Annotated in this window: 19 protein-coding genes; 6 read left to right on the forward strand and 13 right to left on the reverse strand. The window is 67.4% G+C overall.

The genetic code is table 11. The annotated features are described in order from the left end of the window. Positions 1-10 precede the first annotated feature (10 nt). Positions 11-1111 carry a LacI family DNA-binding transcriptional regulator gene (locus H074_RS03155; RefSeq protein WP_039921384.1) on the reverse strand — a complete coding sequence of 367 codons (1101 nt, stop codon included), beginning with the start codon at positions 1109-1111 and terminating at the stop codon, positions 11-13. Positions 1112-1311: 200 nt separating this feature from the next. On the opposite strand from H074_RS03155, the gene H074_RS03160 reads away from it, so the two are divergent. From H074_RS03160 to H074_RS03170, 3 genes are all read left to right on the forward strand, one after another. Further along, on the forward strand, positions 1312-2244 hold the full coding sequence (locus H074_RS03160) for a metal ABC transporter solute-binding protein, Zn/Mn family (protein ID WP_007028570.1): 933 nt from the start codon (positions 1312-1314) through the stop codon (positions 2242-2244). Beyond that, positions 2244-3077, forward strand: coding sequence for a metal ABC transporter ATP-binding protein (locus H074_RS03165; protein ID WP_007028571.1), 834 nt, complete (start codon positions 2244-2246; stop codon positions 3075-3077). The genes H074_RS03160 and H074_RS03165 overlap by 1 nt, the downstream gene beginning before the upstream one ends. Before the next feature lie 175 nt (positions 3078-3252). Beyond that, the gene (locus H074_RS03170) at positions 3253-4128 is read left to right on the forward strand and encodes a metal ABC transporter permease (RefSeq protein ID WP_007028572.1); all 876 of its coding nucleotides are present in this window, start codon (positions 3253-3255) and stop codon (positions 4126-4128) included. On the opposite strand, the gene H074_RS03175 is transcribed toward H074_RS03170, so the two are convergent. The 3 genes from H074_RS03175 to H074_RS03185 form a co-directional block, all read right to left on the reverse strand. Beyond that, positions 4125-5438 (reverse strand): alginate O-acetyltransferase AlgX-related protein, encoded by a 1314-nt coding sequence (locus H074_RS03175; protein WP_007028573.1) that lies wholly within the window; start codon positions 5436-5438, stop codon positions 4125-4127. The two genes, H074_RS03170 and H074_RS03175, sit on opposite strands and share 4 nt — an antisense overlap. A gap of 188 nt (positions 5439-5626) precedes the next feature. Further along, positions 5627-6850, reverse strand: coding sequence for a DUF445 domain-containing protein (locus tag H074_RS03180; protein ID WP_007028574.1), 1224 nt, complete (start codon positions 6848-6850; stop codon positions 5627-5629). A gap of 50 nt (positions 6851-6900) precedes the next feature. Beyond that, positions 6901-8130: a DUF445 domain-containing protein gene (locus H074_RS03185; RefSeq protein WP_007028575.1), complete on the reverse strand. Its 1230-nt coding sequence runs from the start codon at positions 8128-8130 to the stop codon at positions 6901-6903. Between the two features lie 123 nt (positions 8131-8253). Between H074_RS03185 and H074_RS03190 the strand changes: the two genes are divergently transcribed. Both H074_RS03190 and H074_RS03195 read left to right on the forward strand, forming a co-directional pair. Then, positions 8254-9231 (forward strand): coiled-coil domain-containing protein, encoded by a 978-nt coding sequence (locus tag H074_RS03190; RefSeq protein WP_007028576.1) that lies wholly within the window; start codon positions 8254-8256, stop codon positions 9229-9231. A gap of 508 nt (positions 9232-9739) precedes the next feature. Continuing rightward, on the forward strand, positions 9740-10390 hold the full coding sequence (locus H074_RS03195; protein WP_039921386.1) for a class II aldolase/adducin family protein: 651 nt from the start codon (positions 9740-9742) through the stop codon (positions 10388-10390). On the opposite strand, the gene H074_RS03200 is transcribed toward H074_RS03195, so the two are convergent. The 5 genes from H074_RS03200 to H074_RS03220 all read right to left on the reverse strand — a co-directional run bounded on the left by H074_RS03200 (position 10387) and on the right by H074_RS03220 (position 14182). After that, complete coding sequence (locus tag H074_RS03200) at positions 10387-11079, reverse strand: HD domain-containing protein (protein WP_007028578.1); 693 nt, start codon at positions 11077-11079, stop codon at positions 10387-10389. The two genes, H074_RS03195 and H074_RS03200, sit on opposite strands and share 4 nt — an antisense overlap. 65 nt (positions 11080-11144) lie before the next feature. Beyond that, positions 11145-11783, reverse strand: coding sequence for a hypothetical protein (locus tag H074_RS03205; RefSeq protein WP_007028579.1), 639 nt, complete (start codon positions 11781-11783; stop codon positions 11145-11147). Positions 11784-11823: 40 nt separating this feature from the next. Beyond that, positions 11824-12870, reverse strand: coding sequence for a hypothetical protein (locus H074_RS03210; protein ID WP_235096647.1), 1047 nt, complete (start codon positions 12868-12870; stop codon positions 11824-11826). A gap of 149 nt (positions 12871-13019) precedes the next feature. After that, complete coding sequence (locus H074_RS03215; protein WP_007028581.1) at positions 13020-13625, reverse strand: transglutaminase-like domain-containing protein; 606 nt, start codon at positions 13623-13625, stop codon at positions 13020-13022. Next, complete coding sequence (locus H074_RS03220) at positions 13622-14182, reverse strand: TetR/AcrR family transcriptional regulator (RefSeq protein WP_007028582.1); 561 nt, start codon at positions 14180-14182, stop codon at positions 13622-13624. The genes H074_RS03215 and H074_RS03220 overlap by 4 nt, the downstream gene beginning before the upstream one ends. 88 nt (positions 14183-14270) lie before the next feature. Here H074_RS03220 and H074_RS41380 point away from each other — a divergent pair, with 88 nt between their 5' ends. After that, the gene (locus H074_RS41380) at positions 14271-15644 is read left to right on the forward strand and encodes an alpha/beta fold hydrolase (protein ID WP_007028583.1); all 1374 of its coding nucleotides are present in this window, start codon (positions 14271-14273) and stop codon (positions 15642-15644) included. Positions 15645-15646: 2 nt separating this feature from the next. Here H074_RS41380 and H074_RS03230 read toward each other — a convergent pair whose 3' ends face one another. The 4 genes from H074_RS03230 to cysS all read right to left on the reverse strand — a co-directional run bounded on the left by H074_RS03230 (position 15647) and on the right by cysS (position 20099). After that, positions 15647-16003, reverse strand: coding sequence for a hypothetical protein (locus H074_RS03230; protein WP_007028584.1), 357 nt, complete (start codon positions 16001-16003; stop codon positions 15647-15649). Positions 16004-16016: 13 nt separating this feature from the next. Continuing rightward, the gene (locus tag H074_RS03235; protein ID WP_007028585.1) at positions 16017-17450 is read right to left on the reverse strand and encodes an MBOAT family O-acyltransferase; all 1434 of its coding nucleotides are present in this window, start codon (positions 17448-17450) and stop codon (positions 16017-16019) included. 265 nt (positions 17451-17715) lie between these two features. Next, positions 17716-18672 (reverse strand): 23S rRNA (guanosine(2251)-2'-O)-methyltransferase RlmB, encoded by a 957-nt coding sequence (rlmB, locus tag H074_RS03240; protein WP_007028586.1) that lies wholly within the window; start codon positions 18670-18672, stop codon positions 17716-17718. Between the two features lie 35 nt (positions 18673-18707). Continuing rightward, a complete protein-coding gene (gene cysS, locus H074_RS03245) occupies positions 18708-20099 on the reverse strand; it encodes a cysteine--tRNA ligase (protein ID WP_039921345.1) in 1392 nt (463 codons plus the stop codon). Between the last annotated feature and the right edge of the window lie 30 nt (positions 20100-20129).

Here is a 20129-nt window from a genome sequence, read left to right on the forward strand (position 1 = left end):
CGGGTGCAGATCACGGCCCGAACCAGCGTTCTTCGGCCGTTCGTGGCGGTGCGGACGTGCGCCCGACCCGCAGTTCCGTCTGCAGGGTGATCACCTTCGGCCCGACCCGGTCGGCCGAGCTGAGCAGCAGCTTGCCCGCGGCCTTCCCCTTCTCGAGCACCGGCTGGTGGACCGTGGTGAGCCCGGAGCGCTCGGCCTCGGTGATGCCGTCGAACCCGGTGACCGTCAGATCCTGCGGCACGCGCAGCCCACGGCGCTCCGCCTCGGCCAGCGCGCCGAGAGCGAGGATGTCCGAGGTGCAGATCACGGCGGTGACCTGCGGATACGCGTCGAGCAACTGGCGCGCGGCCGACGCGCCGTCGTCCACGGTGTGGTCGAAGCGCTCGACCACCGGCACCGTCGCCCAGTCGACGCCCGCCGCCGAGAACGCGGTGGCCAGCGCCTCCAGCCGGATCCGCTGGACGTGGAAGTGCGCGGTGCTCTGCCGCTGGATGGAGACGAAGTCGTCGTTGCGCTCGCGGGCCAGCCGCATGCACAGCACGCCGATCTGCCGGTGCCCCAGCGAGATGAGGTGTTCGGCCATGGCGGTGACCGCGGCCGCGTCGTCCGGGCCGACCCGGTCGACGCCGTCCACGCGCGGCTGGTCGACGATCACCGTCGGCACCGGGCGCTCCAGCACGGCGCCCAGATGCGGGTCGTCGTCGGGCACCGAGTAGACGACGAAGCCGTCGACGCCGGCGCGGTGCACGGCCGCGACGTCCTCCCTGCCCGGGCTCGCCGGGACCAGGTGCAGCCCGACGCCCGCGTCCTCGCAGGCCAGCGCGAGCCCTTCGAGCACGCCGACGGCGGCGGGGTCGCGGAAGGCGTAGGAGAGGTTCTCGGTGAGCAAGAGACCGACAGCGCCGGCTTTGCGCGTCCGCAATGAACGGGCCACCGGGTCGGGACCCGGATAGCCGAGGCGGCGCGCGGTCTCGAGGACACGGCGGCGCAGCTCAGGGGACAGCTGGTCCGGTCGGTTGTAGGCGTTGGAGACGGTGGTCCTCGACACACCGAGCTCTGCGGCCAACGACGCCAGTGTCGCCTGCCTCCTGGTGCGGATAGGACGGCCCATCCGCAAACCGTAACGGTTCAGAACGTTTTGCAGAAGCATCACCCGACGTGTGGCAGGTCTCGATTCAGAGTGACCCTGGGTACAGCTCGGGCCTGAACAGGAGGCTTTGTCATCCGGATGGGGTACAGTTGAATCTGACAACGGTTTCCATTACCCGGCATTGGGGACACCTGGCCTGGGCATCCGCAGGAGTGCAGTCGATGAATTCCCGCCGTACCAAGAGTGTTTTCGCGGCCGTGTCGGCCCTGGCCGTCCTCGCGCTCGGCGCGACGGCTTGCGCGTCGGGCGACTCGGCGTCGACGGGCTCCGGTTCGCAGAACGCGTCCGCCGCGAACCCCGGCGGTGGCGAGAAGATCAAGGTCGTCGCCTCGACCGACGTCTGGGGCAGCGTCGTGACCGCCGTCGGCGGTGACAAGGTCGAGGTCACCTCGATCATCCACGACCCCTCGGCCGACCCGCACTCCTACGAAACCACCGCGAGCGACGCCATCGCCGCGAAGAACGCGAAGCTGACGCTGTCCAACGGTGGCGGTTACGACGACTTCTTCTCGAAGCTCGCTGACCAGGCCACCGGCGCGCAGAAACTGGTCGCCGTCGACATCGCCGCGACCGGCAACGAGAACGAGCACGTCTGGTACAGCCTGCCCGGCGTCGAGAAGATCGCCGACCAGGTCGCCGCGAAGCTCGGCGAAATCCAGCCCGCCTCGAAGGACGCTTTCACCGCCAACGCGACCGCGTTCAAGGGCAAGACACAGGAACTGCTGAAGAAGGTCTCCGGGCTGGGCGCCTCGGGCGCCAAGGTCGTCGCGACCGAGCCCGTCGCCCACTACCTGCTCGACAGCGCGAAGGTCACCGACGCGACTCCGCCTGCCTTCGCCGAGGCCGTGGAAGCCGAGCAGGACGTGCCCGCCGCCGCGCTCAACGAGGTCAAGCAGCTGATCTCCGGCAAGCAGGTCAAGGCGCTGATCAACAACGCGCAGACCACCACCCCGGTCACCCAGCAGGTCGTCGGCGACGCCAAGAACGCCGGGATCGCGGTCATCGATGTCACCGAAACGCTGCCCCAGGGTGTCACCGACTACATTGCATGGATGACCAAGGAAGTGGACGCGCTGGCGGGAGCACTGAAGTAGTGACCTCCGTACCTGCCGAGGCGCGTCCCGCGGTCCGTGTCCGCGGGGCGAGCCTCGCGTTCGGCGCCAGGACCCTCTGGTCCGGGCTCGACCTCGACGTCGAGCCCGGCGAGTTCCTCGCGATCCTCGGGCCGAACGGCTCCGGGAAGAGCAGCCTGCTCAAGGTGCTTCTCGGTCAGCAGGGGCTGCCGGAGGGCACGGTCGAGATCGCGGGGCGGCGCCCCGGCGGGACGAACCGGCGGATCGGCTACATCCCGCAGCAGCGCGCCCTCGACGAGGGCCTGACGATGCGCGGGGTGGACCTGGTCGGCCTCGGTCTGGACGGGCACCGGTGGGGGACCGGACTTTTCGGGATCGCGAAGCGGCGTCAGCTGGTGTCACGGGCGATCGAGTCCGTCGGTGCCCAGGCGTACGCGAAGCAGCCGGTGGGGCGGCTTTCCGGTGGCGAGCAGCAGCGGCTTCGCGTCGCGCAGTCGCTGGTAGGAGACCCCGAAGTACTGCTGTGCGACGAGCCGCTGCTCTCCCTCGACCTCGCGCACCAACGCGCGGTCAGCGAGCTGATCGACGAGCGGCGGACCTCGGCCGGGACCGCCGTCCTGTTCGTCACCCACGAGATCAACCCGATCTTGTCCTATGTGGACAGGGTGCTGTATCTGGTGAACGGCCAGTTCCGGGTCGGCAAGCCGGACGAGGTGATGAACTCGGAGACGCTGTCCGAGCTGTACGGAACGCGCATCGAGGTGCTCGAGGTCGGCGGGCAGATCCACGTCGCCGGGGCGCAGAGCGCGCTGTGCGAGGACGAACCCCACCACATCGACGAACAGGTTTGTTAGCGGAAGTGGCAGACGAAGTGAGGTCATTCGTGCGGCCCGGACCACACACGGAACCCGCCCCGGCAGGAAGCCCCGCGATCGGGGCGGCGGGGCGCGCCGGTGAATCGACGCGACGGACGGCGCGAACTCGCGCCCTGGCGACGCGATCGCGGTCGCGGGTTCTCGGATAAGCACCGTGGACAAGATGTTCGACTTCGCCCTGACCGGCGAACTCCTCGGCCTCGACTTCGTGCAGACGGCGCTGCTCGCGGCCGCCGTCCTCGGCCTGGTGGCCGGGGTGCTCGGCCCGCTGGTGGTCATGCGGCGGATGTCGTTCGCCGTGCACGGCACCGCCGAACTGGCCTTCACCGGCGCGGCCGGCGCGCTGCTGCTGGGTGTCGGGGTCGAACTCGGAGGTCTCGCGGGCGCGGTCATCGCCGCTCTGCTGATCGGACTCCTCGGCGGCCGAGAGTCCGAACGCGACTCCGTGATCGGCGTGATCCTCGCCTTCGGTCTCGGTATGGGCGTGCTGCTGCTGTCGTTCTACGAAGGCCGCAGCGCCAACAAGTTCGGCATCCTGGTCGGGCAGATCATCACCATCGACTCGACGAACCTGAACCTGCTCGTCGGCGCCTCGGTCGTCGTACTGGTGGTGCTGGCGGTGATCTACCGGCCGCTGCTGTTCGCCACGGTCGACCCGGAGGTCGCGACGGCGCGCGGTGTGCCGGTGCGGCTGCTGTCGCTGATCTTCGCGGTATTGGTCGGGATTTCGAGCGCGCTCGGGGTGCAGATCGTCGGCGCGCTGCTGGTGGTCTCGCTGATGGTGACCCCGGCCGCGGCGGCCGCCCGCGTCACGGCGAGCCCGTGGAAGGCGACCGTGCTGTCGATCGTGTTCGCGGAGATCGCCGCGCTCGGTGGGATCATCCTCTCGCTCGCGCCCGGGAAGCCGGTGAGCGCGTTCGTCACGACGATCTCGTTCGTGATCTACCTGGTCTGCCGCCTCATCGCCTGGCTGCGCGGCCGGAGCTCACGGATCCGCGCCGAGCCGACGGCAGAGCCCGCCTTGCGCTAGCGGATCGGGTGCTCGGCGAGCGCCTTCTTGACCGCTTCGAGGAAACCGGGGTCGATGAACGCGAGCTGTCCGCCGGCCACGCTGCGCTCCACGGCTTCGACGACCACGACGTTCGCGTTGACGAAAGCGTCGACGGCCTCGGCCTGCGACGTCTTCTGGGTGAAGTGCGCCAGCATCGTCAGGTTCGTGAACGCGCCCGAGAGATACCGCGAAGACGCCTTCGTGAACGAGTCGCCGTAGATCAGGACCTTCTCGTCGACGGTCCCGACCAGCGGGCTCGCGGTGCGATACACCGGCCGGTCGATGTCGCCGTTGGTCTCGCCCGCGCGCTCGACCAGGCCGTCCGGGCGAAGGCTGTAGAGCGTGTTCGTCTTCGTGCCCTGCTTGCTGATCAGCGGCGGCAGGTCGGCGGTCGCGTCGTACTGGCCCATGGGCACGCTCACCCAGGTCTGCGTGACGCCCGGTTTGATCGCGTTCGCGATGGCGCGCGTCATCACCAGCGCGCCCTCGTCGGCCCAGTGGGTGTCGTTGGGCGGGTAGATCGGCCGCCGCACCCGGCCCTCGGACGCGCGCAGCTCGGGCCGCAGGTCGATCGCGCGAGCGTCCTTGATCATCCGGTGCCAGGTCGGCGCCTCGGCCGACCGCGAGCAGTCCTTGCCAGGGTAGGTGTCGGGCAGGAACTGCGGGACCATCGTCGACTTGTCCGGCGCGACGACGAGCTCGAACCGCCTCCCGGACTGTTCGACCGCGCGCCGCAGCTCGTTGATCTTGGCGATGGTCTCGGTCAGCGGACGGGACGGATCGCATTTCGCGTCGGCGTCGTAGCCGTAGTACAGCCAGCCGTCGCGGCCCTGCACGACGCGGCGGTAGCCGGACGCGGCGTTCGGGGTCGGCCCCTGCGTGGGCGCGGTCTTGGACGGTGTGGGCGCCGGCGGGGCGGGGATCGGGCCCGCCTGCTGCTGCGGTGGCGGCTGGTCGAGCGGGGCACCCTCGCCGAAGACGCCGCGGCTGATCGCGTCGGCGGCGGCGATCGCGCCCGGCCGGAACGACAGCTGGTCGATGGCCCAGGTCGGCATGTCGGTGAAGAACCCCCAGCCCCTGTCCAGACCGGGGAAGCTCGCGAGCTTGTGGTTCTCGATCTCGCCCGGCCGGACGCCGAACACCCACAGCAGCGCGGGGGTGGTGAAGAACAGCAGCGCGCTGATCAGCGCGGTCAGCTGCCTGCCACCGTGGCGGGGACGGTGCAACGCGTGCTCACGCGGAAGCCACGCCTCGTGGACGGCTGGCAGTTGCTGGGGTTCGGACGCCACCCCTCCACCGTAATCATCCCGTGTCTCCCGCACGTGAGAACGCCTCACTTCCGCCCGCCCAGATCGCGATTAGGGGGCTGAACGCAGGTCCTCGACCAAGGGGTGCGCTCGCCGGCCCGGATCGCGATCAGGGGGCTAAACGCAGGTGGGCGCGCACTTGCGTTCAGCCCCCTGATCGCGATCCGGCGTCAGTGCAGCATCAGGAGGACCTGCAGCTCACCGACCAGGAAGCCGATGAGCCCGCCGACCGCGATGAGCTTCCACTCGTCCTGCCGGAACGCGGGCCTCAGCAGCCCCTCGAACTCCAGCGGCGTCAGCCCGAGCATCCGCCGCTCGACGATCTTCGCGACGTCCATCGCCTCGGTCAGGTAGCCCTCGGCGTGGCGGATCGTCGGCGGCAGCCGCTCCAGCGCCTTCCGCGCGGCCGCCTGCTTGATCTCCTGCAGCCGCTGCCCGCCGACGGCCATCACGACCATCGGTTTCGCGACACTCGCCTGCTCGTCGACGGCCCGCGCCACGAGCCGCTCGACCAGCGAGTACAGCCGATCCGATCGCGGACCACGCAGGACGGCGTCGAGCAGGTTCGGCACGGTGAGGATCTCGTTCGCGATCATCTCGCCGTACTGGTGCGCGACCTCGGCCCGCCGCCGCTGGAACTTGCCCTGCAGGATCACCCTGCCGACCCGCACCGGCTCGCGCGGCACGAAGATCAGCTTGATCGCCAGCCAGTCGGTGAACAGCCCGATGCAGCCGCCGAAGATCGGCAGCACCCAGGGTTCCTTCGTCGCCGCCCAGACGATCGCCTGCACGATGCCGAGCCCGAAACCGAAGTAGATCCCCGTGCGCGCGATGAACGCCATCTCCGGCCGTGACGTCTCGCGGATCAGCCGGACGAGCAGCTTCTTGTCCCTGGTGAGCCGTCGCACGGTCATATGCTGGAAGTCGAGCACCTCGTCGAGGTTCTCGGTCATCTCTTCCATGAACTCGCGCACCAGCCGCGGCGTCGACGCTTGGACCTGCTTGATCAGCAGTTCCTGCGCCATCGTCGGCATGATCTCCCAGAGCCTGGGATGGTGCTTTTCGAGCACTTCGCGGGCGACCTCGTCGACGGCCTTCAGCAGCGGCTGCTCGATCTCGCGCGTGATGATCGCCGGGTCGATCCGGCGGAAGACCTCTTTGACGTCCAGCAGGTTCGACGTCAGCAACTCGGTCGCGACGGCGGCCATCCGCCCGCCGTGTTTGGGCACCACGCCCTGCCAGCCGAGGAACGGCTTGATCCCGACGAACTCGAGCGGTTTGAACATCATCTCGATCGCGACGCGTTTGGTGACGTAACCGATCAGCGCGGCGATGAACGGCATGGTGACGTACACCGGCCAGTGCTCGCCGAGATCGGCGATGACGGCGTCCACTTTCCAGCCCCTCCCGCGTCTCGCTCGAAGGGCAACCTAGCCGCCTGTCCTCAATGGAGGAGGAGCAGGACCTGAAGTTCACCCACGAGCCCGCCGATCACCGCGCCGACCGCGATCAGCTTCCATTCGTCCTGCTGGAAGGCGGGACGAAGGATCCCCTCGAACTCGAGCGGGGTCAGTTGCTGCATCTTCGTGACGATGGTGTTGCGGACGTCGAGCGCGTCAGTGGCGTAGCTTTCCACGTGTTTCACCGTTTCGGGGAGATACGCGATCGCCTTCTCCGCCGCGGCCTTCTTCATTTCCTGGTACTGAACCCCGCCGACGGTCAGCGCCACCAACGGTTTCGCGATGCTCGCCTGCGCGTCGATGGTCCGTTGCACCTCGCGGGTGATCATCGCGAACAGTTTGTCCGATTTGGGCCCGGTGAGCACGGCCTCCATCACGTTCCGCACGGTGAGGACCTCGTCCGCGATCAGCGCGCCGTAGTCCTTGGCGACCGCTTGGCGGCGTTTCTGGAACATGCCCTGCCAGCTGAAGAACAGGAACCGGCGCGGCTCACGCGGGTAGAAGATCATTTTCAGCGCCAGCCAGTCCGTGACGAATCCGGTGACGAAACCGAAGATCGGCATGATCAACGGCTGCTTCGTCAGCGCCCACGCGACGAACTGGATCAGGCCGATGACGAAGCCGAACCAGATGCCGGACCGGGCGATGAAGCGGAGCTCCGGGGTCGCGACCTCCTTGATCAGGCGGCAGGTCAGCGATTTGTCGCGGACCATGGCGTTGATCAGCATCTCGTTGACGTCGAGGACCTCGTCGATGTTCGTCGACACCTCGCGCATCAGCCTCGCGACGACCTTCGGTGCCTGCGCCCGGACCTGGTCGACCAGCATGCGCTGCGCCCTGGCCGGGAGCAGTTCCCACAGCCTGGGCTGGTACTGCTCCATCACCTCGCGGGTGACGTCCTCGACGGCCTTGAGTAGCGGCTCTTCGAGTTCCTTGACCATTTCCTCGGGATCGAGCCGGGAGAAGATCTCCTGCGGATCGACGAGGTTCTTGGTCAGCAGGTCGACGGCGGTGGTCGCCATCCGGCGCGAGTTGGCCGGGATGACCCCCTGCCAGCCGAGGAAGGGTCTGATCCCGACGAACTCCAGCGGCCGGAACATCATCTCGATGGCGACGCGTTTCGTGATGTACCCGATGAGCGCGGCGATGAAGGGCATCGTGGCGTAGATGTGCCAATGCTCGCGGATGTCTTCGAGGATCGCCGAGATGTCCAACCGGGCCTCCCCTGCTTACGACCTGTCAACAATGCAGGATGCCACGTGCTCGGCCCACCGCACGCCGAGTGCAGCCGTTTGGCGGTACTACCTGACGGGTCCCCGCTCATTAAGGTGGCCGCCATGGTCGCTCCTGAGAAGCCGGCGCCTCAGGCGCCCTCAGCGAAATCGTCCCCGTTCGCGGGCGCTGTCCGCGGTTACGACAAGCGTCAGGTCGACGAGCGTCTCGCCGAACTGGCGGCCGAACTCAAGCAGACCGCGCACGGCCGCGACGAGGCCGTGGCGACCGCCGGTGAGCTCACCAAGGCGCTCGGTCACGCCCAGAAGGAACTGGACGAGACCAAGGCCGCCCTCGTGCGGATGAGCTCGAGCCCGTCCGGCGCCGGCGCGATGGCCGAACGCGTCCGCATGATGATGCAGCTCGCCGAGGAGGAGATCGCCGACCTCAAGGCCGCCGCGGAAGCCGACGCCAAGTCGACACGGGCCGAAGCGGACAAGTACGCCCACGAAACGCAGCGCGCGAGCGACAAGGCTGCCAAGGACGCGCAGGCCGAGCGGGAGAAACTGCTCGCGGACGCCAAGGCCGAGATCGAACGGCTGAACTCCGAGGCGGCGCAGAAGCGCAAGCAGCTGGACCTGGAGAGCGTCCGGGCCCGCGCCGCGGCGGACAAGAAGGCCGAGGAGGCTTCGGCCGCTCGTCGCGCGGCGGCGGAGAAGGCGTCCGCGGACAAGATCGCGGAAGCCGACCGGGTGTCGGCGGCCAAGCGCACCGAAGCCGAGCGGATCTCGGCGGAGAAGATCGCCAAGTCGGAGAAGTCTTCGGCGGAGGACATCGCCGCGAAGCAGGAGCAGGTCGCGGAAGCTCTCACCGACGCGAGGACTCAGCAGGCCGAGGCTCAGCAGGCCCGGAAGCTCGCACTGGAACTCCGGTCGAAGGTCGCCGATCGGCTTTCCGCCACGGACGTCGCCGTCCAGGAGGCCATCCGGCTGCTCACCTCCGCCCCGGACGCCGCCGAGGCACCCAAGCCGGAAGCAGCCACCCCGGGGACATCCACGCCGAAGCCGGCTCCTGCCAAGACCGATGGCCCACGCCCTTCCTGATCTCTCGACGCCGGACGACGGCGAACAGCTCGCCGTCGATCCAGCCTCTGATGTGCGGTTCGGTGCGGAACCGCGGGTACGACTCGGCGAGCGCGGCGCCGTATCCCGTTTCCGCCCGTGATGACACCCGCGGACCTAGGGCGAGTTTCATAAGCCAAGTTCGCGGTCTTCGCGCCCAGGCGGTCCCTGGCGGCACGGCGGGATGCGCCCGAGTACGACCCGGTACGAGGGCGATCCCGCCGTACCGCCAGGAACCACCTGGATCACGAAGCCCATCGAACAGGCTTATGAAACACGCCCTAGACCGGTGACGGTCGCCCTGATCCGCGTCCACAAAGGACTCTTGCTACCGCCGCCGGCAGCGGATCGGTGATCGTGACGCCGAGGCGGCGCAGGTGCTCCAACGTCGTCGAGGTCCGCCCCCCGAGAACGTAGAGTTCTACGAGCAGGGCGACGCCGACTATCGGGCCTCACTGGCCGCGGCCCGCGGACTATGGAGGTCGTGACGATGATCCTGGCCAAGGAACGCTTGGCGGTCTGCGAATTCGCCCGCCGGATGACCGCCGACGGACTCGTGGTCGGCACCTCCGGGAACGTCTCCGCCAGGCAGGGCGAACTGATCGCCGTGACCCCGACAGGGGTCGACTACGCCGGGCTGCGGCCGGAAGACATACCAGTCGTCGGCCTCGACGGTGGAATCGTCGACGGCTCGCTCAAGCCGACCAGCGAACTCCCGATGCACCTCACGGTGTACCGGCAGGCGGAGGATCCGGACGGCAAACCGGTCGCCGCCGTGGTGCACACGCATTCCGTGCACGCCACGGCGGTCTCCACTCTCGCCACCGAGGTGCCGCCGATCCACTACATGCTCGCCGCGATCGGTCCGACAGCCCGCGTCGCGGCGTACGCGACCTACGGCACCGAAGAGCTCGCCAAAGCCATGCTGGAGGCGCTGGAAGGCCGCCGAGGCTGCCTGCTGGCGAACCACGGCACTATCACCTTCGGCGACAGTCTCGGTTCCGCGTACAGCCGGGCGCAGCAGCTCGAGTGGGTCTGCCAGGTCTGGCTGACGGCGCGGGCGGCGGGAGCACCGAACCTGCTCCCGCCTGCCGAGATCGAGCATGTCGTGGAGAAACTCCGCGGCTACGGCCAGCGCTAGGACGCGGCGGGCTCGGCCTCGAAGTCCGTGGCGTCCACGGCGTGCACCGCGTCGAGGAGTTCGACGACCGTCGGATCGTCGACGGCTTCTTTGATGCACTGCCACAACTGAAGATTCGCCAACGCCCATCGGGAGTAGTTCTCCGCTGCTTTGGGGTTGTAGAAGTAGTAACCACTGTCGTGGACGTCGCGTTGTTCGCCGACGATCTTGTGCGCCAGTTCGCGGAGGCTCAACCCGTTCTCCCGCAGATAGCGGTGGGCGAGTACGACGGGCGTCACCGGCAGTGCCTTGAACAGCGTGTCGGCGTCGCTCAACGCTTGAGCCTCGAGCGAGATGTGCCGGCCTCTGGTGGCCATCTCGGCCTCGTCGACGATCTCGTCGATCCACCGGGCCACGGCCTCCTCGACACCACATTCCCGCAGGATGCCCATCCGGAGGTCTCGTCCGGCGGCCGCGGGGGAGTTCCGGAGCACGATGTAGTTCACATCGTGCACCAGTGCCGCCACCTCGACGACGGTGCGATCCGCGCCGTTGTGTTCGGCGAATCCCGCGGCCTTGGCCCGGACGAAACTCACGTGGTGCCAGCCGTGGAACTGCAGTTTGTCCGCATAACGCCAGCACAGTCGCCGGACGCGATGTTCGACGGCGTCGATGGTTTGGGAAGGAATCGTGCTCTTTCGCGCGCGCATACACCTCTCCGATCCCGTTGCAGACGGGTGGAGTAATGGTATGCGCCTTCGACGGCGGTGTGTAGTTAGATGCGGCCTGCCAGATCCCCCAATCGGACCTCGACCGGAATGTGACGATGTCCGATTCCGGTCTTCGGGTCATAGGAGAGGCTGAACTCGCTTACTGGGCGTGATTTCACCAAAAACGTCATAGTCCCTTCGGTGGCCTCGGGAATCCGATGGAACTCGTCCGCGTACATGACGCCTACCGATCCCGTCTGACACAGCGTTCTGCGTCGTAACCGAACCGATGTGATCAATCCGGAGAGCTGGTCGCGCAGGGTCGAATATCGCTCGTGGACGTAGTTGCCACGGAGGATCGTGGTGCAGAAGTGATATCTGTGATTGTGCACGGAATCGGCGTACCCCGCACGCCAGTCCTTCGGCGCCTTGTACTCGTGAAGCCAGACCGAAAAGGGATCTGTCGGGCAATCGAGCAGGCACCAGGCGAAATGGGTGGTGGTCTCCCGGGATCGCTCGAGTACCGCGCTCGCCTCGTCCGGGCTGAGCGAATCCAAATGCCGCCGGAGATCGTCGCGCAGCTCTGGTCTCGACGTCCAGTCCCGGAAGATCTCGTCGACGATCTGCCAGTGCTGCGCCAGCGGCAGGTCCGTGGTCCGGAGCAGTGCGGAGAGCTGGGTGAGGGGGGACAAGCGAGTGAGCAACTTCAGCTCCTCAAATCTAGTGCTCTGCGACGCCGAGAGGTCAGGGCTTCAACTCGGCGAGTGTGGTGAACTCCTTCCGGAAGGTATGGAATTTCCCTTCCAGTTCGAGGAAGTTCTCTTCGGAAAGGGGACAGCCGGTAATTTTTTCGTACAGGGCGAGGAAATCCGTCCGCGTCGTCGTGGTGGAGATGTGGAAGTGCCGTCCGGACCTGGACTGGGACACGCGAAGGAACTCGGAGCGTTCCTTGTTGTACAGGAACGAACCTTCGCTGAACCGCAGTGTTCGCGGATACAACGTGGTCGCGCCGCGGATGTCGCTGTACAAGGTCACCCAGACGCTCTCGTCGAACACTTCGAGCCGGTCCAGTGGCGGGTCGGCGACGACGGTGATGTCCACCAGCGAGCACCGGCTGCGTGCCAGGAACAGTCCGACCAGGCCGATGCTGATCTCGTCGTTGAGCCGCTTCTGGATCGTCTCGTAGTCCATTCCCGCTTCTTCGCTGCGCAGGAGATAGCGCGCCCTGCCGGCGATCGCGCCCTCCTCGCGTGGGTCGGCGATGACCACGCGAAGCTCCCTTTCGGTGCGGGACAACAGCAAACGCGCCGCGGCATGCCTGCCGGAGAACCCGCGGAAGAAGTAGTGCCTGGTCACGTCGAGGTCTTCGGTCATGACCCGGTTGAACAACGGATCCGGATCGGTGGTCGCCTCGAAGACGTGGGTGGGGAAGAATTCCTTGTTGAGCGAACGGTATTCGGCGCTGAGCGCCTCCAGCGCGCGGCGGCTTTCCTCGATCACCGGGGTCACCATCGCGCGCTGTGACGCGGTGGCGGTGATCAGGGTCTGGCCGAAGCCGACCACCGCGGAGATCAGGGTGCCGGTGCCGAGCGAAGTGAGCAATGTCTTGCCGGCGCCGGGATCCATCATGCTGGAGATCCACAGGCTGAGGCCCGCGACGACGACCAGTACGGTGAGCAGCAGACTCGTCCTGGTCCAGAAGATCTCTTGCAACGGGGAACGGCGGAGCCGGTCGGCTTCCGCGGGCACGAAGGTCACCTCCTTGATCGGCACTCGAACGGACGAACGCAGTGCGTATCTATTCGAGTGCGGGGAGTTACTCTACGCGCATCGTGACAATGTCGAAATAAGAAATTCGGGGGAAAGGGACCAACAACGAATGTGACGCTCGGCGATGCCGGTTTCGCATCGGAGGTTTCGCCGGATCGCGGGAAAACCACTCACGGAGCGTGCGGAAGGATTCCTTTGTACCACCCGGGACCGGGCTTCGCCGACGACAAGGTTTCGACGACGGCCGAAGACGGTGCGGTGTACACCGTGGGGAAGTCGATCTCGCCTCTCGCCGGGTCCAGTGTCCACGCGAGCCGCTCATCTTCCAGCGAACTCGCTCGCATGAAAGGAAAGTGCGCGTCCGCGCCATTCTTGTTGCCCCTCGGGTCGAGCCGGATCCACCGGTCCGGACCGGCGAGATACACGCCGTTGAGCCCGTGCAGAACGCCGATCCGCTGATAGCAGAACCCGGCCGGGATACCTTGGCTGCGAAGCAAAGCGGCCAGCAGATGGGCCTTCGCGTAGCAGAGTCCGACCCGCTCGCGCAGAACCTCGGAGGCCATAAGGGTGACCCGGGAATCGGCGGCGTCCACCGTATGGGCGATCTCGTCGCGCACGAAGTGAAACATCGAACGGATCACGTCGACTTCGGTGCCGCCGGTCGGTGACAGTCTGTCGGCCGTTTCGCGGATCAGCGGGTGATCGTGATCGACGACCGCGTCGGCGACGAGATAATCGTCGAGCCGCCCTGATTCGATCTTCAGCGTGATTTTCACGCGGCACCACTCAGTACTGTGTCGACGACCTCTTCGAGAAAATCCGGCCCGGCTTCGCCGCCGCGCAGCAGCAGCCGGAACCAGATCGCCCCCGCGAGCAGATCCATCACCAGAACCGGATCGACGCCGGCGCGCAGTTCGCCTCTCGCGGTGGCGCGGTCGAAGATCGGCTCTTCGCGTGCCATGCGGTCGGCGAAGAAACTCCTTGCCACGTCAACGAGTTCCGGACGCCGGGGGCTCGCCGTCAGTGTCGCCGTGACGACCGGCGCGGTGCGCTCCGAGGTCAGCAGCCGGTGGATTCGCGTTGCCACGGCGAGAAGATCGCCGCGCAGGCTGCCGGTGTCGGGAATCTCGACAGTGAGCAGGCCTGAATCGCGCAGCGCGGCGGCCAGTAGGGCGTCCTTCGAGGGCCACCATCGGTACAACGTCGTCTTGTTGACGCCGGACCGGGCGGCGACGGCCTCGATGGCGAGCTTGTCGTAACCGTGCTCGGCCAGAAGCTCGAGGGTGGCGGCGAAGATCGCCTCGGCCTTGCGGGGACCGTCCTGAGTGCTCACCGGAGAAACAATACAACGCACCGTTGCGTTGTGTTGTGATCACGCATACTTTGCAACGCAACGGTGCGTTGCATTCAGGAGGTCGCCCATGATCCCCATCGTCTTCGTCCACGGCATCCGGCTCAGCGGCGCCGCTTGGACCGAGCAGCTGGCACGCTCCGCGCATCCCGCGAAAGCGGTCGACCTGCCGGGACACGGCGCCCGCCGGGGCGAGCGGTTCACCCTGGCCGCGGCGGCGGACGCGGTCGCCGCGGTCATCGACGAACCCGCGCTGGTCGTCGGGCATTCCCTCGGTGGCTATGTCGCCATCGCCGCGGCCGCACGGTATCCGGAGCGTGTGGCTGGCCTCGTCGTCGCGGGCTCGACCTTCCTGCCCGGCAAGACACTGGAGGCGCCGTTTCGCGTAGCGCACCGCTTGCTCATGCGGCTGCCGGACCAGGGCGAACGGCTGAGCCGATGGCAGTTCCAAAGCGTCCTGCCGCCGGAGCTCGCCGAGGCCGTGATCGGTGGCGGCATCGCGACCGAGGTGATCCCGGACGTCGCCAAGGCCTTCGCCGACTTCGACGTGCTCGCGGAACTCGCGGCCTATCCGGGGCCCACCTGGCTCATCAACGGCTCACGCGACCACTTCCGGCGCCACGAACGCCGCTTTCTGGACGCCTGCGCCGACGGGCGCCTCATCTCCGTGCCGAGAGCCGGGCACTACCTGCCGATGGCGCGCGGCAGGGAATTCGCTCAGCTGGTGCTCGACGCGGCTCGCAGCCTGCCGATCTCCACGCGTCACGGGACCCCGTGGGGCTGCGCATGCCGCCGAAACCGAAATCCTCTTGAGGTGGACATAGGGAAGGTCGATGATGGGCCGATGGTGCAGAAATCAGATACTGCCACGGAGTCGTACTCTCAAGCGCAGATTCATCTGAAAACTTGGCTCAAGGCGGTGGACACGCAGTGGGGCCGGATAACCAGGGCGGCGGAGGAAGACGTGCGGTCCTATAGGTTCGAGGAGTTCGTTTCCCTAGATGTTGTGCTGCAATTACGGGCCGACGCGATGTTATTTTCATTCGCACTGAATCAGCTTAGGTCTACGGTCGGCCTTCTGGGCTCGTACATGCCAGAGGAGCTGGCAGCGGAGGTGGACCAGGCCGTGGCGGAGTTCGACTCCAAGCAGCCCTGGGTCAAGGAAGCGCGGAACATCCTGGCGCATTTCGACGAGTACATCCGAGGCATGGGGAGGCGGCAAAGAGCCTCGATCGACGGGTGTCTAGAAATTCGTAGTAGGACGAGTCTGCCGACCAGAGAAGATTCGCGGGTCAATGTTGCCGACTACGCTCTAACCATTGAGATCGCGCCGGGCTTGGAGCCGATCGAGGTCAATGTGCACAAGTCCACCGGAGATGCGATCGAGATGACTCGGACCGTCGAAGAGACCTGTCGGAAATTCAACGGCCGTTTGTCTTGTTGAAGCTAGCCGACCGGCAGGAGCGCGCCTTCCGCGTTGGTGAATCGAGTGGCCAGCCTGACCGGCGACGGGTGCGGGGCCAGGACGATCGAGGCGAACGGGGTCGAGGTCAATCCGGACGCGTAGTTGGTCTGCAGATGCACGCTGACATGCACGTTCCGGTCAGCGGGGATCTCGAAGGTGACCGAACCCCACGAAACCACGTACTGCCTGCCGTCGATGCTCGTGAGGGGCACGTAATGGCGCACCGCGTTCATGCTGACGGGAGGTACGTCGATGGTCAGCAGCCGGCGTGGGCCGTTGTGGTTGTCGACGTAGGGGATCACACCCGGCAGCTTGGCGAGATCGGTCGGTTCGGTCATGCTCGCGGCTCCATCAGAACTGGTAGTAGAGGAACGGGCTGAACGTGCCCGTCGCGATCAGGATGGCCGCGTACACCAGCCCGACGGTCATCACGCCGATCCGCAGCGCCGTCGCCGGACGGCTCCGTGAGGACTCCAGCAGCGGCCCGGTCACCGGATGCGCGGGCAGGAACACGATCGCCAGCGCGCACAGCAGGATGAGCAGCCGCTGGTTGGTCACCGCGCTCTCGACGACGTCGGTGAGGCCGGTGAAGTCCGGCAGCATCATGTGCCCGATCATGCCGAGCGCGTGCGGCAGATCCTTGGCGCGGAAGAACACCCAGCCGAAGACCACGAGCACGAGCGTCAGCGCGCGGCGGCCGATGCGGGCGGCCTGGGACTTCGGGGTGACGTCGTAGCCGAAAGCGCGTTCCACGATCAGCAGCGCACCGTGGTAGACGCCCCAGATCAGGAACGTCCACTGCGCGCCGTGCCAGAACCCGGTCAGCACGAACACGATGCACAGGTTCCGGTACGTGTGCCCGGCGCCGGTGCGGTTGCCGCCCAGCGGGATGTAGACGTAGTCGCGGAACCAGCGGGACAGTGACATGTGCCAGCGCCGCCAGAATTCGGTGATGGTCACCGACGAGTAAGGCCTCGCGAAGTTCTCCGGGAGCCGGAAGCCGAGCATGCGGCCGAGCCCGATCGCCATGTCGGAGTACCCGGAGAAGTCGAAGAACAGCTGCAGGGTGTACCCGATCGCGCCGAGCCAGGCGATCGCGAAGGTCATCTGATCCGCCGGCGTGTTGAAGCAGGCGTCCACCATCGGGCTGAGCGAGTCCGCGATGATCGTCTTCTTGCACAGCCCGAGCGCGAACCGCGGGAAACCGGCGGCGATGTCGTCGAGGCGGTGCGACCGCTGCTGCGGCAGCTGGTCGGCGATCTCGCGGTACCGCACGATCGGCCCGGCCACCAGCTGCGGGAACATCGCGATGTACGCGGCGAACGACACCGGATCGCGCAGCGCGCGGCGTTCACCGCGGTAGATGTCCACCACGTAGGAGATGTGGTGGAACGTGTAGAACGAGATGCCGATCGGGATGACCAGGTCGGCCACCGGGAAACCGCCGCCGAACCAGTGCGTCACGGCCGCGATCTGCTGCGTCGCGAAACCCGCGTACTTCCAGATCAGCAGCACGCCGACGTTGAGGCCGATGACCCCGAGCAGCAGCCGTTTGCGCCGCTTGTTCTGCAGGTCCCACGCGTTCGGCTCCAGCGCGGGCCCGGCCAGGAAGTTGACCACCATGCAGCCGAGCAGCACCAGCGTGTACGGCCCGGCGCCGGTGGCGTAGAAGATCAGGCTGCCGACCGCGACGATGCCGTTCCGCCAGCTGCGCGGGCACACCAGCACGGCGAGCAGGACCGCCGGCATGAAGTACCACAGGAACAGCGGTGAAATGAACGACATCGGTGCGGGGTCCCCCAGGGCGGTTACGCGTTATCCGCTGGTGACCTTAGCCTGCGTGCCTGTTGGCGGGGCTGAGATGGCCCCGGAAAAGTGACCACACACGTGAACCCGCCCGGCCGTAGGCCCCGCTATCGCGGTGGCAGGGCGCCCCTGACTCCGCCCGCGAGGCGGAGAACCCGGCCGCGCCCTGCCGACGTCGATCGCGGACGCGGGTTCACCAAAGGACACTGCCTGACCACCTCGCACCGTGTGACGAAGTGCGGGGTCAGACACGTCCCGCGAGCCGTCGGCGGCGCGCCACCTCGGCCAGCAGCACCCCGGCCGCGACCGACGCGTTGAGCGATTCGACACCGGCCGCCATCGGGATCGACACGGTCGCGTCGCAGGTCTCGCGCACCAGCCGGGACAGGCCGCGGCCCTCCGAGCCGAGCACGATGACCAGCGGGTCCGCCGCGAGGTCCAGTTCGTCGATGTCGACCGAGCCGTCCGCGTCGAGGCCGACGACCATCAGGCCTTCGTCCTTCCACGCCTTCAGCTGACGGGTCAGGTTGGTCGCGACGGCGATCGGCAGCTTGGCCGCGGTGCCGGCGGAGGTCCGCCACGCGACCGCGGTCATGCCCGCGCTGCGCCGCTCCGGCAGGAGGACACCCTGCGCGCCGAACGCGGCGGCGGACCGGATCACCGCGCCGAGGTTGCGCGGGTCGGTGACGCCGTCGAGCGCGACGAACAGCGGGGTCTGCCCGGAGTCCTTCGCCACGGCCATCAGGTCACGCGGGTCGGCGTACTGGAACGGCGGGACCTGCAGGCCGAGGCCCTGGTGCATGGCCCGGTTGGTCTTGCGGTCCAGTTCCTCGCGCGGGATCTCCAGGATCGAGATGCCCTTGTCGCCCGCGAGCCGGACGGCCTCGTTGACGCGATCGTCGATCTCGATGTTGATCGCGACGTACAGCGCGGTGGCCGGAACGTCGGCGCGCAGCGCCTCGACCACCGGGTTGCGCCCGGCGATCAGTTCCGGCTTGTCGGCCTTCTTCTGCCGGGCCTGTTCCTTGCGGTCACGCGCGTTCGAGACGCGGTACGCCTTGTGCCCGGGCCGGTCCTCGGCCTTGGGCGTCGGGCCCTTGCCTTCGAGGCCCTTCCGGCGCTGGCCGCCGGAACCGACGACCTGACCCTTCTTCGTGCCGGGCTTGCGGATAGCGCCCTGGCGCCGGGAGTTGCCTGCCATGAGTGAGAATCCTTGAGCTAGAAACCGAGTAAGTGTCAGACGTCCTTGACGGTCCACTGTGGACCGTTCGGGGTGTCTTCCACCACGATGCCCGCCTGCTGGAGGCGGTCACGCGCGGCGTCCGCACGGGCGAAGTCCTTCTCGGCGCGGGCCTGCTGCCGTTCGGTGAGCAGCCCTTCCACGAGATCGGACAGCGCCTGCCGGGTGGGCGTCTCATTGCCGCCCGCCTCGGACCAGCGCGCGGAGAGCGGGTCGAGGCCGAGCACGTCGGTCATCGCGCGCACGGAGGCGGCGACTTCGAGTGCCTTGGAATTGTCGGCCGCGTCGAGGGCCGCGTTACCGTCGCGGACCGTGTTGTGCAGCACGGCGAACGCCTGCGGGGTGGCCAGGTCGTCGTCGAGGGCGGCGGCGAATTCGGCCGGGACCTCGCCGATGTGCACGGCGCCGGCGCCGCTCGCGGTCCGCCGGAGGAACTGCTCGATCCGCCGGTAGCCCTGCGCGGCCTCGGTGAGCGCCCCGTCGGAGTACTCGATCGTCGACCGGTAGTGCGGCTGGACCAGGTAGTACCGCAGTTCGGGCGCGCGGTAGTTCCGCAGCATCTCCGGGATCGAGACCGTGTTGCCCAGCGACTTCGACATCTTCTCGCCGGACATGGTCACCCAGGCGTTGTGCAGCCAGAACCGCGCGAACGGGTCGCCCGCCGCGTTCGACTGGGCGCGCTCGTTCTCGTGGTGCGGGAACACCAGGTCGACGCCGCCGCCGTGGATGTCGAACTCGGCGCCGAGGTACGCCGTCGCCATCGCCGAGCATTCGAGGTGCCAGCCGGGACGGCCGGAGCCCCACGGCGTCGGCCATGACGGCTCGCCCGGCTTGGCGCTCTTCCACAACGTGAAGTCGCGCGGGTCGCGTTTGCCCTCGCCGAGGCTCTCGCCCTGCTGGACCTCGTCGAGCTTCTGCCCGGAGAGGTCGCCGTAGCCGTCGAACGCCTTGACCGAGAAGTACACGTCGCCGCCCGAGGCGTAGGCGTGTCCGCCGTCGATCAGCCGCTGCATCAGCTCGACCATCTGCGTGACGTGCCCTGTCGCCCGAGGGGCGATCGAAGGAGGCAAGCAGCCCAATGCCTCGTACGCCGACTCGAAGGCGCGCTCGTGCGTGGCCGCCCACTCCCACCAAGGGCGATCCGCCGCGGCGGCCTTGGTGAGGATCTTGTCGTCGATGTCGGTGACGTTGCGGACCATCAGCACGTCGAGTCCACTGTGGACGAGCCAGCGGCGCAGGACGTCGTAGTTCAGCGCGCCGCGGACGTGGCCGATGTGGGGTACGCCCTGCACGGTGGCACCACACACGTACATGGACGCCGTTCCGCTACGGGCGGGATGGAATTCCCGCACGCTCCGGGTCGCCGTGTCATAGAGGTGTAGTGCCACCCTAAAAGGGTACGGGGTCGGCGTGAGCGG

It is taken from the genome of Amycolatopsis decaplanina DSM 44594, assembly GCF_000342005.1.
In the GTDB taxonomy this organism is placed as follows: Bacteria; Actinomycetota; Actinomycetes; order Mycobacteriales; family Pseudonocardiaceae; genus Amycolatopsis; species Amycolatopsis decaplanina.

What these genes read in the sequence shown, in the direction of transcription:
- H074_RS03190 (WP_007028576.1), top strand. Translation starts at nt 8,254, where the DNA reads ATGGTCGCTCCTGAGAAGCCGGCGCCTCAGGCGCCCTCAGCGAAATCG.
- H074_RS03155 (WP_039921384.1), bottom strand. Translation starts at nt 1,111, where the DNA reads ATGGGCCGTCCTATCCGCACCAGGAGGCAGGCGACACTGGCGTCGTTG.
- H074_RS03235 (WP_007028585.1), bottom strand. Translation starts at nt 17,450, where the DNA reads ATGTCGTTCATTTCACCGCTGTTCCTGTGGTACTTCATGCCGGCGGTC.
- rlmB (WP_007028586.1), bottom strand. Translation starts at nt 18,672, where the DNA reads ATGGCAGGCAACTCCCGGCGCCAGGGCGCTATCCGCAAGCCCGGCACG.
- H074_RS03160 (WP_007028570.1), top strand. Translation starts at nt 1,312, where the DNA reads ATGAATTCCCGCCGTACCAAGAGTGTTTTCGCGGCCGTGTCGGCCCTG.
- H074_RS41380 (WP_007028583.1), top strand. Translation starts at nt 14,271, where the DNA reads ATGATCCCCATCGTCTTCGTCCACGGCATCCGGCTCAGCGGCGCCGCT.
- H074_RS03195 (WP_039921386.1), top strand. Translation starts at nt 9,740, where the DNA reads ATGATCCTGGCCAAGGAACGCTTGGCGGTCTGCGAATTCGCCCGCCGG.
- H074_RS03200 (WP_007028578.1), bottom strand. Translation starts at nt 11,079, where the DNA reads ATGCGCGCGCGAAAGAGCACGATTCCTTCCCAAACCATCGACGCCGTC.
- H074_RS03230 (WP_007028584.1), bottom strand. Translation starts at nt 16,003, where the DNA reads ATGACCGAACCGACCGATCTCGCCAAGCTGCCGGGTGTGATCCCCTAC.